This window comes from Lentzea sp. NPDC054927, from assembly GCF_053610285.1.
Map to the genome: position 1 here is coordinate 77,256 of NZ_JBSGXZ010000019.1, position 14,211 is coordinate 91,466.

The 14,211-nt window shown below is 69.2% G+C and carries 14 protein-coding genes; 11 read left to right on the forward strand and 3 right to left on the reverse strand.

What is annotated here, in order from left to right; translation table 11 throughout:
* Window positions 1–630 precede the first annotated feature (630 nt).
* Window positions 631–969, reverse strand: a complete 339-nt coding sequence (locus tag ACWGE0_RS24535) for a hypothetical protein (protein WP_452263233.1) — start codon at window positions 967–969, stop codon at window positions 631–633.
* 136 nt (window positions 970–1,105) lie between these two features.
* On the opposite strand from ACWGE0_RS24535, the gene ACWGE0_RS24540 reads away from it, so the two are divergent.
* The 11 genes from ACWGE0_RS24540 to ACWGE0_RS24590 all read left to right on the forward strand — a co-directional run bounded on the left by ACWGE0_RS24540 (window position 1,106) and on the right by ACWGE0_RS24590 (window position 12,850).
* A complete protein-coding gene (locus tag ACWGE0_RS24540; protein ID WP_452263234.1) occupies window positions 1,106–1,450 on the forward strand; it encodes a hypothetical protein in 345 nt (114 codons plus the stop codon).
* 9 nt (window positions 1,451–1,459) lie between these two features.
* Window positions 1,460–1,888: a phage tail protein gene (locus ACWGE0_RS24545; protein WP_319969369.1), complete on the forward strand. Its 429-nt coding sequence runs from the start codon at window positions 1,460–1,462 to the stop codon at window positions 1,886–1,888.
* A complete protein-coding gene (locus tag ACWGE0_RS24550; RefSeq protein ID WP_452263235.1) occupies window positions 1,885–2,619 on the forward strand; it encodes a CIS tube protein in 735 nt (244 codons plus the stop codon). The genes ACWGE0_RS24545 and ACWGE0_RS24550 overlap by 4 nt, the downstream gene beginning before the upstream one ends.
* Window positions 2,612–4,381, forward strand: a complete 1,770-nt coding sequence (locus tag ACWGE0_RS24555) for a VgrG-related protein (RefSeq protein ID WP_452263236.1) — start codon at window positions 2,612–2,614, stop codon at window positions 4,379–4,381. Before ACWGE0_RS24550 ends, ACWGE0_RS24555 begins: the two co-directional genes overlap by 8 nt.
* 11 nt (window positions 4,382–4,392) lie before the next feature.
* Complete coding sequence (locus ACWGE0_RS24560) at window positions 4,393–4,677, forward strand: PAAR domain-containing protein (protein ID WP_452263237.1); 285 nt, start codon at window positions 4,393–4,395, stop codon at window positions 4,675–4,677.
* Between the two features lies 1 nt (window position 4,678).
* Entirely contained in the window at window positions 4,679–5,080 is a 402-nt protein-coding gene (locus ACWGE0_RS24565) for a GPW/gp25 family protein (RefSeq protein WP_452263238.1), read from the forward strand.
* A complete protein-coding gene (locus tag ACWGE0_RS24570) occupies window positions 5,080–7,005 on the forward strand; it encodes a putative baseplate assembly protein (protein ID WP_452263287.1) in 1,926 nt (641 codons plus the stop codon). The genes ACWGE0_RS24565 and ACWGE0_RS24570 overlap by 1 nt, the downstream gene beginning before the upstream one ends.
* 2 nt (window positions 7,006–7,007) lie before the next feature.
* The gene (locus tag ACWGE0_RS24575; protein WP_452263239.1) at window positions 7,008–7,544 is read left to right on the forward strand and encodes a phage tail protein; all 537 of its coding nucleotides are present in this window, start codon (window positions 7,008–7,010) and stop codon (window positions 7,542–7,544) included.
* Window positions 7,541–8,485, forward strand: coding sequence for an NADase-type glycan-binding domain-containing protein (locus ACWGE0_RS24580; RefSeq protein ID WP_452263240.1), 945 nt, complete (start codon window positions 7,541–7,543; stop codon window positions 8,483–8,485). The genes ACWGE0_RS24575 and ACWGE0_RS24580 overlap by 4 nt, the downstream gene beginning before the upstream one ends.
* Window positions 8,482–11,457: a VWA domain-containing protein gene (locus ACWGE0_RS24585; protein ID WP_452263241.1), complete on the forward strand. Its 2,976-nt coding sequence runs from the start codon at window positions 8,482–8,484 to the stop codon at window positions 11,455–11,457. Before ACWGE0_RS24580 ends, ACWGE0_RS24585 begins: the two co-directional genes overlap by 4 nt.
* A 97-nt stretch (window positions 11,458–11,554) precedes the next feature.
* On the forward strand, window positions 11,555–12,850 hold the full coding sequence (locus ACWGE0_RS24590; RefSeq protein ID WP_452263242.1) for a COG1470 family protein: 1,296 nt from the start codon (window positions 11,555–11,557) through the stop codon (window positions 12,848–12,850).
* Window positions 12,851–12,870: 20 nt separating this feature from the next.
* Here the strand turns inward: ACWGE0_RS24590 and ACWGE0_RS24595 are convergent, their stop codons facing one another.
* The gene (locus ACWGE0_RS24595) at window positions 12,871–13,497 is read right to left on the reverse strand and encodes a response regulator transcription factor (RefSeq protein WP_452263243.1); all 627 of its coding nucleotides are present in this window, start codon (window positions 13,495–13,497) and stop codon (window positions 12,871–12,873) included.
* A gap of 80 nt (window positions 13,498–13,577) precedes the next feature.
* Window positions 13,578–14,204, reverse strand: coding sequence for a response regulator (locus tag ACWGE0_RS24600; RefSeq protein WP_452263244.1), 627 nt, complete (start codon window positions 14,202–14,204; stop codon window positions 13,578–13,580).
* Between the last annotated feature and the right edge of the window lie 7 nt (window positions 14,205–14,211).

The following is a 14,211-nucleotide window of genomic DNA, read 5'->3' on the forward strand; positions in this document are numbered from 1 at the left end:
GCGTCTTGTCGGTACAGAGTCCGGGCTGCCGGTTGTCGGCCGAACCGACTCGGTTGCCGCACCTTCCAGCGCGTCGGAGTCTGCCGTCCCAAATCTGCCCGCCACGGCCCGTGCGGACTCCGCTGAACCGGTGGCGCAGCGCCTTGTCGGCAGTGAACAAAGCCTGCCGGTCGCCGCCCGTTCCACACCGCGAGAGTCTGCCGCCCCAAGTCCACCCGACGCGGCCGTAGCGGACTTCGCCGAGCCGGTTGCGCAGCGCTTTGTCGGTAGTGAACCGAGCCTGCCAGTCGCCGCTCCTTCCGCACCGCGGGGGTCTGCGGGCCCAAATCCGCCCGCTGCGGCCCAGGCGGACTTCGCCGAGCCGGTTGCGCAGCGCCTCGTCGGTACCGAGCCGAGCCTGCCGGTCGCCGCTCCTTCCACACCGCGAGAGTCTGCGACCCGGGCGGACTCCGCCGAGCCGGTGGCGCAGCGCCTCGTCGGTGGTGAGCCCAGCCTGCCGGTTGTCGGCCCCTCCACTCCGCGGGCAACCACCGCCCCCGGCCGGCCCGCCGAACCGATCGTGCAGCGGCTCGTCAGTGGTGAGCCCGGCTTGACGGTCGTGACGGAAACCGAATCTGCTGACGCCCCAAATCAGTCTGCGACCCGAGCGGACTTCGCCGAGCCGGTCGCGCAGCGGGTTGTCGGCAGTGAGCCGAGTCTGCCGGTCGTCGCCCGAACCGAATCAACCGCCGCCGCCTTCGCACCGCAGGTCACCACCGCCCACAGCCAGCCCGCACCCGACCTGCCCTCCGCCGCGACGCCCACCCTGACCCGAGCCGACTTCACCGAACCGGTCGCCCAGCGCCTGGTCGGCTCCGCCCCGCCGATCATCCAACGGGCCGCCGGCGTCGACTCCTCAGCCCACCAGGAAAGCCCACCCAGCAGGGGCGGCGTCCACACCGCCGAGCCCGCGGTGATCCAAAGAACCACCACAACACCCCAAGCAGTGCGCGCTTCATCCGGATCGCTTGCCTCCGGATCCCTTGCACTCAGCTCTCCCGCTTTCAGCCCGCCTGCCCCCAGCCCCGTCGCCCCCGCATACCCAGCCTCCGCACACCTAGCTCTCGTGCAACGAACCGCCGCACAACCAACCGCAGCGCAGCCAACCGCAGCACAACCAACCGCAGCGCAGGCAGCCGCGGCCCTGCCGGTCGTCACCCTCCCCACCCCAGAACCCACCCCGGAACCCGCACCTGTGCTCGCCCGCACCCCGGACCCGGCACCCAGCCCACCACCAGCGGAACCCGTCCAGCGGACCGCGGAGGTCCAGCGCGCCGAAGCACCCCAGCCCGAAACCCCGGCGCAGAACCCAGAAGAGCTGCTGAGGAAGCTGTACGACCCCCTGCTGCGCCGGCTCAAGGCCGATCTGTGGCTCGACCGTGAGCGTCGTGGGGCGCTCACCGACCTGTGAGGACATGCCATGACCGCACCAGAGGAAGCCGTCGCCGTCTGCTTCAGCGTGTCGGTGGACAAGGACGACCTGGGGTCGTTCAACAGCTGTGAGGGGCTCGGGTGCGAGTTCGTCATCGAGCAACGGGAAGAGGGCGGCAACAACGGGATGGTGTGGCAGTTGCCGACGCGGATCAAGTATCCCAACGTGAAACTGTCCCGGCCGGTCACCAGGGACAGCCAGAAGATCACGCGCTGGATCTCGGGCATGGCGGCGGGGGTCAAGCGTCGCACGGCCGTCATCGAGGCGAAGACGTTGGAAGGCAAGACGATCGCGAGCTGGTCGCTGTCGGAGGTCATCCCGGTCAGGTGGACCGGGCCGCAGTTGAGCGCCGAGCAGACCAAGGTCGCCACCGAGACGCTCGAGTTGGCACACCACGGGTTTTTGGACGCGCGATGACTGTCACGTTCACGAGCGCCGGGCCGGCGACCACGTCCAAGAAGATGGTGCACGCATCGCTCAAGGTGTACGAGCCGCCCAAGCGCGGCAGTGTGCAGAAGCCGGGGGCCTGGATCACGGACATCGAGTTCCAGTTCAATCCCAAGGAGTTGACGCTCGCCAAGAACGCCAAGTGGCAGCGGCAGAGTCAGCCCAACGCGGCGAAGGCCGGGGTGCCCGAGTTCAAGGGGGCCGAGCCCGCCAAGCTGAGTCTGGAGATGTTCCTCGACTCCACGCGCGACATGGGCGACTCGACCATCAAGACGGTCGAGTTGCTGTTCAACCTCACCGTGCCCACGAAGGCCAGCCGCAAGGACAGCAAGGGCAGCCCGCCGTGGGTCATCTTCAAGTGGGGCACCACGACGGCCTTCCCGAGTTACGTCGCCAGCGTCACGGCCAAGTACACGCTCTTCACGCCCGGCGGGATGCCGGTCAGGGCGGTGTGCACGGTCAACCTGGAAGAGGTCAGCGGAGAACCGGGCGGCCAGAACCCGACGAGTGGCGCGCTGGCGGCACGCGATGCGCACACCCTGACCGCGGGCGACTCGCTGCAAAGCCTGGCGTACCAGGCGTACGGCAACCCGGAGTTGTGGCGGCACATCGCCGAGGCCAACGACATCGACGACCCGATGCGCCTCAAGCTCGGCACGACGATCCTCGTCCCGGCGTTGGAGGAGGTCCACCATGGCTAACGAGAGCTTCGCGAACAACCTGGTCGTCGAGGTCGAGGGCCAGCCGTTGCCCGCGGACGTCAGGCTGTTGCTCACCTACGCCTACGTCGACGACAGCCGGAACCTGCCGGACATGTTCGTGCTCCGGTTCCGCGATCCCGGCCACGTCGTGCTCGCCAAGGGCCGTTTCACCATCGGCGCGAAGGCCGCGCTGAAGGTGCAGACGGCTGATCCGGGCGGCCCGAAGTCGTTGATGAGCGGCGAGATCACGGCGGTCGGCGTCGAGCTGGACGCGCAGGGCACGTTCACCGAGGTCCGGGGCTACGACGAGGCACACCGGCTGTTCCGCGGCACCAGGGTTGCGGTCTATCCGAACATGACGGTCAGCGACGTCGTCAAGAAGGTCGCCGAACGCGCGAAGATCAAGCCGGGCGAGATCGACAACGTGCCGGGCTTCGGCGGACGGCCGGACACGCAGCTCAGCCAGGACAACGTCAGCGACTGGGAGTTCCTGAGCCGCCTGGCGCGCACGGTCGGCGCGCAGATCGCCGTGAGGGACGGCAAGCTCGACTTCAAGCTGCCCGAACCACCGGCGACCGCGCCGAAACCCGGCGCCAAGGCCCAGACGAACCCGCTCGTCCTCGAGATGCACAGCACCCTCGTGGCGCTGCGGGCCGGCATCACGACCGCGGGCCAGGTTCCCGAGGTCCAGGTCAGGGGCTGGGACTTCGAGAACAAGCAGGAGGTGCTCGCCACCGCCGTCCCGAACACCGCGGGAGTCGAGGTACCGCAGGCGAACCCGGTCGAGCTCGCCGGCAAGTTCAAGGCACCGCCGCACCTCGAAGCCGGCCTGCCCTACCGGACGCACGCCGAAGCCAAGACGGCGGCGGAAGCGCTCGCGGCACAGCTCGGCGGATCCTGCGCCGAACTCACCGGCGTGGCCAAGGGAAACCCCGAACTGAAGGCCGGAACCGCCGTGGCGCTGACCAACGTCGGCGAGCCGTTCCAGGGCAAGTACACGCTGACCAGCACCCGGCACCTGTTCGCAGAACACGTCGGCTACACCACGGAGTTCACCGTCTCCGGCAGGCAGGAACGCTCGCTCTACGGACTGGTCCACAGCACGAAGACCAAGCAGCTCAACGGACTCGTTCCCGCGATCGTCACGAACGCGAAGGACCCACTGCAACTCGGCCGCGTCCAGGTCAAGTTCCCCTGGCTTGCCAACGACTTCACCAGCGTCTGGGCCAGGACCGTGCAACAGGGTGCCGGCGCCAACCGCGGCACGATGATCCTGCCGGAGGTCGGCGACGAGGTGCTGGTGGGCTTCGAGCACGGCGACTTCGACGCGCCGTACGTGCTCGGCGGCCTCCACAACGGCAAGGACAAGCCGCCGAAGCTGACCAAACCTCCGGTCGACGGCGCCAGCGGCGAGATCGCGGCCAGGGGGTTCGTGAGCCGCAAGGGGCACAAGGTCGAGTTCGTCGAGGACGACGGCGTAGTGATCTCCAGCGGTGACGGGAAGTTCGTCGTCAAGCTCGACCAGAAGGCTCAGCACATCGAGATCACCAGCGGCAAGTCCATCACCGTCAAGGCGCAGAACGGCATCACCGTCGACGCCGGCACCGGGCCGCTGGAGCTCAAGGGCCAGAAGGTGACCGTGAAGGCGCAGACCGAGTTCAAGGCGGAAGGCGCCCAGGTCAAGATCGCAGGCCAGGCGCAGACCGAGGTGACGGCCAGTGGCCCGCTCACGGTCAAGGGCGCCATCGTGAAGATCAACTAGGGGAACGCGAAATGCCACCCGCAGCGAGAATGGGCGACCTGACCGGGCATCCGGGCGTCATCACCGGGCCCGGTGTGCCGACCGTGCTCATCGGCGGCAAGCCGGCGGCGACGGTCGGGGACATGCACGCGTGCTCGTTCCCGCCGCCCGCCGTGCACCCGCCGACGCCGATCATCCCGCCGGGCTGCCCGACCGTGCTGATCGGTGGCAAGCCCGCGGCGCGCGTCGGTGACATGAGCGGCTGTGGCGCGCCGATCCTGCCGCCCGGCGCTCCGACCGTCCTCATTGGAGGGTGAAGTGGACTTCATCGGCAGGGGCCTCAGCTTTCCCGTCGGCACCGACGCGACGGGCTCGGTGGCGCTCGTCGGCGGCGATCGCGAGATCGTGGAGAGCATCCGGCTGATCCTCGCGACCGCGCCGGGGGAACGCCCGATGCGGCCCGAGTTCGGCTGCGCGATCCACGACCTGGTGTTCGCGCCCGCCGACTCCACGACGGCCGGGCAGATCGCCTACGAGGTGCGGCAGTCGCTGGAGCGGTGGGAGCCGCGCATCGACGTCACCGACGTGGTCGTCGACTTCGCCGAGGCGGACAACGGCACCCTGCTGATCGACATCCGCTACACCCTGCGCACCACCAACGACCCGCGCAACCTCGTCTTCCCGTTCTACGTCATCCCGCCGCACGAGGACGGTGCGTGATGCCGCTTCCCTTGCCGAACCTGGACGACCGGCGCTTCCAGCAGCTCGTCGACGAGGCCAAGCGCCGCGTCCAGCAGCACTGTCCGGAGTGGACCGACCACAACGTCTCCGACCCCGGCGTCACGCTGATCGAGGCCTTCGCGCACATGGTCGACGAGCTGATGTACCGGCTCAACCGCGTGCCGCGACTGCACTACCTCAAGTTCCTGGACCTGATCGGCGTCGAGCTGTTCGCCCCGACCGCCGCACGCGTGGACGTCACCTACTGGCTCTCGGCACCCCAGCCGGCCCCGGTCGAGGTCCCGCTGGGCAACCAGGTCGCGACCCAGCGCAAGGGCCTCGAGGACGCGGTGGTGTTCACGGTCGACCGCCCGCTCACGATCGTGTCCTGCGAGCTCACGCATCTGGCCACCGCCACCGCGAACGGCCAGCCGATCGACCGCACCGACGACCTCAAGGCCCTGAAGGAGCCGGCGGCGTTCAGCGAACAGCCGGAACCGGGCGACGCCGTGCTGTTCGGCCTGTCCGCCGCGATCCCGGGCTGCGCGGTGCTGTTCAGGTTCGACTGCGAACCGATGGGCTCCGGCATCAACCCTGCCGACCCGCCGTGGGTGTGGGAGGCCTGGACCAGCGAGGGCTGGACCGCCTGCGAGGTCGACCACTTCACCAACGGCGGCTTCAACTCCTCCGGCGACGTCGTCGTGCACGTCCCGCCGGAGCACACGACGTCGATCCTGGTCAGGCAACGCGCGGGCTGGCTGCGTTGCCGCGCCGCCGAACTGTGGCAGGACCAGCCGTTCTACCAGCGCTCACCGAAGATCCGCGACGTCACCGCCGCGACGATCGGCGGCACCACCGAGGCCGTGCACGCCGACGTGGTCAAGGCCGAGACCATCGGTGTCTCGGAAGGCGTGGCCGGGCAACGGTTCCCGCTCGCGCGCACCCCGGTCGTCGCGGGCGCGCCGATCACCGTGGAGGTCGCGACCACCGACGGCTGGGACGAGTGGACCGAGGTCCCCACGTTCGTCGAGTCGGGCCCGGACGACCGGCACTTCCTGCTGGACAACATCGAGGGCCAGATCATCTTCGGCCCGGCCGTCCGCCAGCAGGACGGGACGCTGAGGCACTACGGCGCGGTACCCGCGAAGTCAGCGGCGATCCGCGTCCCCGAGTACCGCACCGGAGGCGGGGTCCGGGGCAACGTGGCACGCAACCTCGTGGTCGTGCAACGGGACCCGGTGCCGTTCGTCAGCAACGTGACGAACCGCAAGGCCGGGCGTGGTGGTGTCGCGGGGGAGTCGGTCGAGGACGCGGCCCTGCGAGGTCCGCTGTCGTTGCGGACGCGGGATCGGGCGGTGACGGCCGAGGACTACGAGATCCTCGCGCGTGAGGCCGCCCCGGAAGTCGCCAGGGTCCGCTGCGCGCCAGGGGACGACGGGGTGCGCGTGCTGATCGTGCCGGCCGTTCCGGAGCACGAGGAACCGAACTTCGCGGCCCTCCAGGTAGATCAGGAGACGCTCGAACGGATCGCGCGTCACCTCGATGCACGGCGGTGTGTGGGGGCACGGGTGAGCGTCGAGCCGCCGTTCTACCAGGGAATCACGGTGGTCGCGGACCTCAAGGCACGGACCGGCGCGCCGACCGAGGCCGTGCGCGCCAGGGCGATGGACGCGCTGGGGAACTACCTCGACCCGATCCGCGGGGGCGCGGACGGCGACGGGTGGCCGTTCGGGCGGCCGGTGCACTCCGGGGAGGTTTACGCGGTGCTGCAACGGATCGCGGGTGTGGAGCTGGTGGAGGACGTCCGGCTGTTCGCGGCGAACCTGGTGACGGGGGAGCGCGGGCAGGCGGTGCAGCGGGTGGAGCTGCCGCCGAACGGGCTGGCTTTCTCGTACGGACATCAGGTGAGGGTGGTGAAGGGCTGACCATGCGCACCGCGGTTGACGACCTCATCTCCCCGCACCCCCTTGGCGAGCGCATGCCCGCCGTCTACACCGACGACGACTTCGCCCAGCGCTTCACCCAGGCCCTGGACGGCGTGCTGGCCCCGATCTTCACCGTGCTGGACAGCTTCGCCGCCTACCTCGACCCGCGGCTCGCGCCCGCGGACTTCGTCGACTGGCTGGCCGGCTGGGTGGCGCTCGACCTGGACGAGAGCTGGTCCGCGGGCCAGCGCCGCGAGCTGGTGGCACGCGCCGTGCGGCTGCACCGGTTCCGCGGCACCAGGCGGGGGCTGGCGGAACACGTCTGGCTGCTCACCGGCGGCCGGGTCGACATCGCGGACAGCGGCGGGATCTCCACGTCCTCGCGTCCGGACGGGCCGATGCCGGGCAGTTCGCCCGCGCACGTGCTGATCCGGATTCGGGTGGCTGACCCGGAAGCGGTGGACCGGGCGCGGATCACCGCGGCGGTGCGCCGGATGGTGCCGGCCCACGTCGCCACGACCATCGAGGTGACCACATGATCGTCTGTCAGACCTGCGGGGAGCACAACGCGCCCAACGCCGAGTTCTGCGGCAACTGCGGCGACTTCCTGAAGTGGACCGGGGCGCAGGTGCAGGCCGGGCCAGTGCGCCCGGACGCCGCGCCGCAGCAGCAGCCGCACCACCGTCCACAACAGACTGCGAGACGCCAGCCGCAGCCCGGTGACCTGATCTGCGGCCAGTGCGGGTCCGGCAACGTGCCCACCAGGAACTTCTGCAACGTCTGCGGCCACTCGCTGCAGGACGCGATCACGCAGAAGCAGCCGTGGTGGAAGCGCTGGCTGCCTGCCAAAGGCCCGAAGGTCAGGGAACACGGCAGTCGTCCGCGCCGCACCAGTAGAGCGGCCAAGATCCGCCAGGGGATCGGCATGGCGTTCCGGTGGATGCTGGCGATCGCGGTGCTGTTGTTCGGTGGCCTGTACGGGTTCTCGCAACCGTTCCGCACCAACGTCAACACCCGAGTGGTCGAGGCGAAGGACACGGTCGCCGGCATCTTCCTCGAGGACTGGGTGCCGGTGCGGCAGAGCTCGATCTCGGCCGGGCGGGAACTCCCCGACCATCCGGCGGAGCTCGCCATGGACAACAACACCGCCACCTTCTGGGCCGCCCAGACCGATTCGAAGACCGCGGCGCTGACCATCCAGTTCGACCGCGTCACGGACCTGCGCCGGATGATCGTGCACAGCGGCGACCCCAAGAAGTACCTGGGTTCCCAGCGGCCGCAGCGCCTGACGCTGGTCTTCGACACCGGCAAGACCCACGACATCACGCTCACCGACAAGCCGGACGAGCAACAGCACTCCATCAAGAACGGTGACGGCGTCAAACAGGTCCAGGTGCTCATCGCGGGCGTCTACCCGTCCGCCGACAGCACCGACACCGTGATCAGCGAGATCGAACTGTTCGAGAAGCAGGTGAAATGACCGTGCGCGCACTTCCGTTGCTGCTGGTGGCATTGCTGGCGGCGCCAAACCCGGTGTCCCTCGCCCAGCCGCAACCAGAGCCGTTCACCATCGGCTTCACCAGTGACAACGACCTCTTCACCGTCGACAGCTCCGGAAACGCGCGCACCAACCTGACGAACAGCCCGCGCCAGGAGCAGTACGACCCGGCGTTCTCGCTCGACGGCACCAAGCTCGCCTACGTCGACGGCGGCCGCGTCGTGATCGCCAACGCCGACGGCACGAACCCCAAGCGGCTCAACAACGAGACGCTCACCCAGACGGAACCGGCGTGGTCCCCGGACGGCACGATGATCGCGCTCGTCACCTGGATCCCGAACGGCGACGGCGAACGCCCGTTCATCGAGATCTACCGCTCGGCGGACGGCGTCAAGACGGGCGGGATCCCGATCCCGGACCACCTCACCGCCGAGGACACCCAGCCGGACTGGTCACCGGACGGCAAGACCATCGCCATCACCCGCCGCTCCAGCAACAAGACCCCGCCACCGCCGCAGATCACCCAGCCCGAGACCGACCGCCCGGCCAGGAAGGGCAGCACGTTCGACCTCGAGCAGGTCGTGCACACACCGCGTGTCCCGCCGAAGCCGGACGTGGTGCTGCTGATCGACATCAGCGGCTCGATGCGCGACGAACTGGTGGGCGTCCAGGAACAGCTCGGAAGCATCATCGGCGAGGTCAAGACGCAGCAGCCGGAGACGAGGTTCGGCGTCGCCACCTACGCCGGCGCGGAGAACAAGGGCAAGGTGTTCACCGTCGACATCCCGCTGACCGGCAGCGTCGACGAGGCGGTGAAGGCCGTCAAGGACATCGACCTGGTCACCGACCTCACCTCCAGGGAGGTCTGGGCGAACGCGCTGATCGAGTCCTCCACCCGCGCGTTCGAGTTCCGCCCGGACGCCAGCAAGGTCTTCGTGATCATCGGCGACGAGCCGACCGAGGAAGGACTGGTGACCGGCAACGACACCGTCGCCAACGCCATCACCGAACTGAAGCGCGCCAACGTCCGCGTGGTCGGCGTCGACAGCGGTGGCGCGGAGGTCGGCCTCAACTCGCGCGGCCAGATCAGCCAGATCATCGTGGATCCCAAGGGATCGCTGCAGAAGTACGTCAAGAACGGGTCCGAGCAGATCCGGACGGCGATCCTCGACGGCATCAAGGACCTCGACATCACGGTCACCCCGGTGCCGAAGTGCGACACCGGGCTCACCGTCGAACTCACCCCGCCGGGCCCGGCCACCGGACCGAGCGGTGAGGACGTGAAGTTCGCCGAGAAGTTCAGCGTGGCCGCGACCGCCACGCCCGGAAGCACTTTGCGCTGCACCATCGAGTTCCGCCTCAACAACGAGCCCCAGGCACGCCCCGGCCACACCCAGACCGTCACCGTCCGCGTCGCCGACCTCGTCGAACCGGTGGTGCGCATCGACAACGTGACCACGCAGGCGCAGGACGGCACCGGCGCGACCGTCACCTACCAGGCGAGCGCGACCACCAGCCAGGGCCAGCCGCTCACCCCGGTCTGCACGCCGCCGTCCGGCACCAGGTTCCCGATCGGCATCACGACGGTGACCTGCACCGCGACCGACGCCCAGGGCAACACCGGCACCGACACCGCCGTCATCACCATCACCGCGCAGAATCCCGAGGGCTCCCAGATCTGGCTGGTGTCACCGGACGGCACCAACCAGGTCGACCTGTCGTCACGCTTCGACGACCCGTGCGGCGGCCGCGACGACGAGTTCCCGGCGTGGTCCCCGGACGGCAAGAGCCTGGCGTTCACCCAGGACGAGCGGATCTGCACGGTCAACGCGGACGGCACGGGCCTTCGCGTGATCGTGGAGGACGTCGGCACCATCGTCCGTCCGAGAGACGCCGCCTGGCTGCCCGACGGGACCAGGCTGGTGTTCCAGTCCTCCGACAGCGAGGCGCCACCGGACCTGTGGACCGTCGCCGTCCAGAACGGCACCCCGCGGCTGCTGACCCGCAACGCGAGCCAGCCCGCCGTGCGACGACTGCCCAGGCTCGCCGTGACCACCACCGCGACCCCCGCCGAGATCCCGTTCAACGGCAGGACGACGATCGAGGTCGCCGTCACGAACTCCGGCTTCGCGCCCGCACCCGCCGCGCTCACCGTGACGACGCCGCCCGGACTGCAGGGCGGACCGGCCAGCACCAACCTCGGCCCGATCGCCCCAGGAGAACGGAAAGTCGTGAGCGGCGAGGCCACCGGTGTCACGGCGGGAGAGCACGTGGTGACGGCCGCGGTCGGCACGATCACGTCCCGCGTCACCGTGAAAGTCCTGGAACGAACCGGATCCCTCTCGCTCGCGCTGTCGGCGGGCCCGCGGCCGGCGTTCGTCGGTGGTGACGACGTGAGCGTGACCTTCAAGCTGCTCAACAGTTCCGGCTCGACGCTGACCGACGTGCGGGTGGTCGCCTCCGCGTTCGGCTGCCAGCCGGACTGCCCGGTCGGCACGCTCGGGCCCGACGGTCAGGCCGAGGTCAAGTTCACGATCCCCGCCACCCAGGCCGTCGACCGGGAGCTGGTCGGCGTCGTGATCGCGACCGGACCGGACGAGAACTCGCTGGACAACGTGGCATCCACCCAGATCGTGATCAAGCAGCCCACGCTGACCGCCGACCAGCAGGCAGGGCCGCTCGGCGGGGTGGTCTCGCTGCAGGGCAAGGACTTCCCGCCGGGAGCGAAGATCCGGCTCGGCTGGACGATCGGCATCTCCGAGACACCGGGGGAGATCACCACCGCCGACGGCACGTTCACCACGCAGATGCTCGTCTTCCACAACGACACCGAGGGCGTCCGGCAGGCGCAGGCGATCACGGTCGAGGGCACGCGGTTCGGCGAGGTGAAGTCGGGTGACTTCCTCGCGCTGCCGAACACCTCGCAGCCGTCGAACTTCGTCGAGCGCGGCTGAACCGCACCTCAACTGCACCTACGGGCAGTGATGAGCGCACCCGGTCACGCCTGAACCGCCACTGCGACCGCAGAGCAGAAGAAGGAGACTTCAAGTCATGGGAGCAACAGCGACACTGTCCACTTCGGACCTCGCGGTCGCACCGGGCGGGGACGTCACCTGCCAGGTGATGGTGCGCAACGCGGGCGAGCTGGTGGACCAGTTCACGATCGACGTCGTCGGCGATGCCACGTCGTGGAGCCAGGCCGAACCCGCCGCGGTCAACCTCAACCCCGGTGAGTCCGCGCCCGTGCTCATCCGGTTCGCGCCACCCCGCGACGCGAGCGTCCACGCGGGCCCGGTCCCGTTCGGCGTGCGGGTCATCTCACGCGAGGATCCGCACGGCTCAGTCGTCGAAGAGGGCGTCGTGGTGGTGGGCGCCTTCACCGACGTGGCCGCGGAACTGGTGCCGGCCAAGGCGGAGGGCGCCAGGAAGGCCAAGTACGAGGTCGCCGTCGACAACGTGGGCAACGCGCCCGCGATGTTGCGGCTGCGAGCCGTCGATCCCGAGGACGAGCTCGACTTCCGGCTGGACCGCACCGAGATCTCGCTGCCGCCGGGCACCACCACGTTCGTGCGGCTGCAGGCCAGGCCGCGCAAGACGTTCCTGCGGGGTGAGCCGAAGCGGCACCCGTTCCAGGTCGAGATCACCCCGGAACAGGGCGAGCCGCTCGTCGCCCAGGGCAGCATGGTCCAGCGCCAGCTGCTGCCGAGGTGGTTGCTGCCGGCCCTGATCGCGCTCCTGTTGCTCGCGGGAGCCCTGGTGGCGCTGTGGTTCTCGGTGCTGGCGCCCGCGGTGAAGTCGGCGGCCCGCGAGGCGATGCAGCAGGAGAGCAAGGAGATCAAGGAGAAGGCCGACGAGGCGGCCAGCGCGGCCGGTGCGGCCAAGGACGAGTCGAAGCAGGCGGCCGCCAACGCCGGTCAGGCCCTGGACGCACTGGGCATCAAGCCGGGCGACACCAGCTCGACACCGACGTTGCCCAAGCCCGCCGAGAAGGGCGATCCGGTGACGTTCCGGATCGACGCCACCTCACCGATCGTCGCGAACGCCGGTGCGTTCACCGAGGTGACCTTCACGCCGCCGGACGACAAGAAGACGCTGCTGTTCAAGGACATCTTCTTCGAGAACGCCAAGGGCGACACGGGCACCGCCCAGCTCATCCGGGACGCGGGCGGGACCCGCAGCGTGATCAGGGTCATCGGGCTCGGGAACTTCCGGGACCGCGACGAGCACTTCCAGGAACCGCTGCGGTTCCAGCCCGGCGAGAAGATCGTGTTGCGGGTGAGCTGCCAGAACCCGCAACCGAAGGGCGCTTGCACGCCCTCGGTCGTCCTCAACGGGCGGGCGGAATGACCTCAGATCAGGCCTTCGCCCTAGATCAGGCCCTCACGCAGCGCGAAGGCCACGGCGTGGGCGCGGTTGCGCAGCTGGAAGCGGTTGGTGATGTCGTGCAGGATCGACTTCACCGTCCGCTGCGAGTAGCACAGCCGCTCCGCGATCTCCCTGGTCTCCAGGCCGTCGGCGATCATCCGCAGCACCTCGGTCTCCCGGCTGGACATGCCGGCGAGGTTGAGCCCGTTGGGGCGCAACACGTTGCGCTGCAGCTGGGACACCCGGCCGAGCAGTCGTCCGAGCAGGTCGGCTGGCAACGAGCCCTCGCCGACGTGGGCGGCGCGGATCAGCCGGACCAGCGTGTCCGGGGTGGCCTCGGCGCGGCGCAGCACGGCGGACACACCACTGCCGACGACGTCGAGCAGTTCGGAGTCGGCCACGTCGCCCGTGACGAGGACGATGCCGGGATTGGGCTGGCACTGCAGCTTTCTCAGCAGTTGCAGGACGTTCTCGTCGAGGCGTTCGGCGACGACGAGTGCGACGCAGCTCTCCGCGGTCTCCGGTTCGACGAGCCGGATCTCCGGACGTGAGCGCAACGCGACGATCACGCCCGCGCGGGTGATCGAGTCGGCGGCGTGCAGGACAACGGTTACGGGTTCGGCGTTCATCAGCTCCCCTTCTGACGTCGGCCCAAAAAAAGGCATCACAGCAATCATCCTGCGCGGGATGTCCCGGCTGGCAGGGGCAGTTATCCCGAACTGTCCCGGAACAGGTTCATCGCCTGCGAGCGATCTGCGACCTGCAACTTGCGAAGGATGTTGGACACGTGGTTGCGCACGGTTTTGGTGCTCAGGAACAATTCTTTGGCGATCACGGCGTTGCCCTTGCCCGCCGCCATGAGACGAGCGACCTCGCGTTCGCGCCCGGTCAGCTCCGGGAGCGTGCTCGGACGTGGTGCCGTGGCGAAGAAGTCGAGCAACCGCGTGGCGACGGCAGGGCTGAAGATCGCCTCACCCTCGCCGACCGCGCGCACGGCGTCCACGATCTGTTGAGGCCGCGAGGACTTCACCAGATAGCCCCGCGCCCCGGAACGCATGGCGGCGAACACCGACTCGTCGTCCTCGAACATGGTCAGCACGAGCACGTGAGCGGACGGCCGTGCGGCCACGATCCGGCGCGTCGCCTCGATCCCGCCCAGGTCCGGCATGTTGAGGTCCATCACGATCACGTCCGGTTGCAGCCGTTCGGCCAGTTCGATCGCCGCCGTGCCACCGGAAGCTTCGCCGACCACGTCGATGCCGCTGTCGGTCAGGGCCGCCATGACGCCGCGGCGGAAGAGCGGGTGGTCGTCCACGACGAGTGCGCGCAAGGTCATGACCGCG

Coding starts and splice junctions, on each gene's coding strand:
- ACWGE0_RS24595 (WP_452263243.1), bottom strand. CDS start 13,497: ATGAACGCCGAACCCGTAACCGTTGTCCTGCACGCCGCCGACTCGATC.
- ACWGE0_RS24550 (WP_452263235.1), top strand. CDS start 1,885: ATGACTGTCACGTTCACGAGCGCCGGGCCGGCGACCACGTCCAAGAAG.
- ACWGE0_RS24590 (WP_452263242.1), top strand. CDS start 11,555: ATGGGAGCAACAGCGACACTGTCCACTTCGGACCTCGCGGTCGCACCG.
- ACWGE0_RS24585 (WP_452263241.1), top strand. CDS start 8,482: ATGACCGTGCGCGCACTTCCGTTGCTGCTGGTGGCATTGCTGGCGGCG.
- ACWGE0_RS24580 (WP_452263240.1), top strand. CDS start 7,541: ATGATCGTCTGTCAGACCTGCGGGGAGCACAACGCGCCCAACGCCGAG.
- ACWGE0_RS24570 (WP_452263287.1), top strand. CDS start 5,080: ATGCCGCTTCCCTTGCCGAACCTGGACGACCGGCGCTTCCAGCAGCTC.
- ACWGE0_RS24560 (WP_452263237.1), top strand. CDS start 4,393: ATGCCACCCGCAGCGAGAATGGGCGACCTGACCGGGCATCCGGGCGTC.
- ACWGE0_RS24545 (WP_319969369.1), top strand. CDS start 1,460: ATGACCGCACCAGAGGAAGCCGTCGCCGTCTGCTTCAGCGTGTCGGTG.
- ACWGE0_RS24575 (WP_452263239.1), top strand. CDS start 7,008: ATGCGCACCGCGGTTGACGACCTCATCTCCCCGCACCCCCTTGGCGAG.
- ACWGE0_RS24600 (WP_452263244.1), bottom strand. CDS start 14,204: ATGACCTTGCGCGCACTCGTCGTGGACGACCACCCGCTCTTCCGCCGC.
- ACWGE0_RS24555 (WP_452263236.1), top strand. CDS start 2,612: ATGGCTAACGAGAGCTTCGCGAACAACCTGGTCGTCGAGGTCGAGGGC.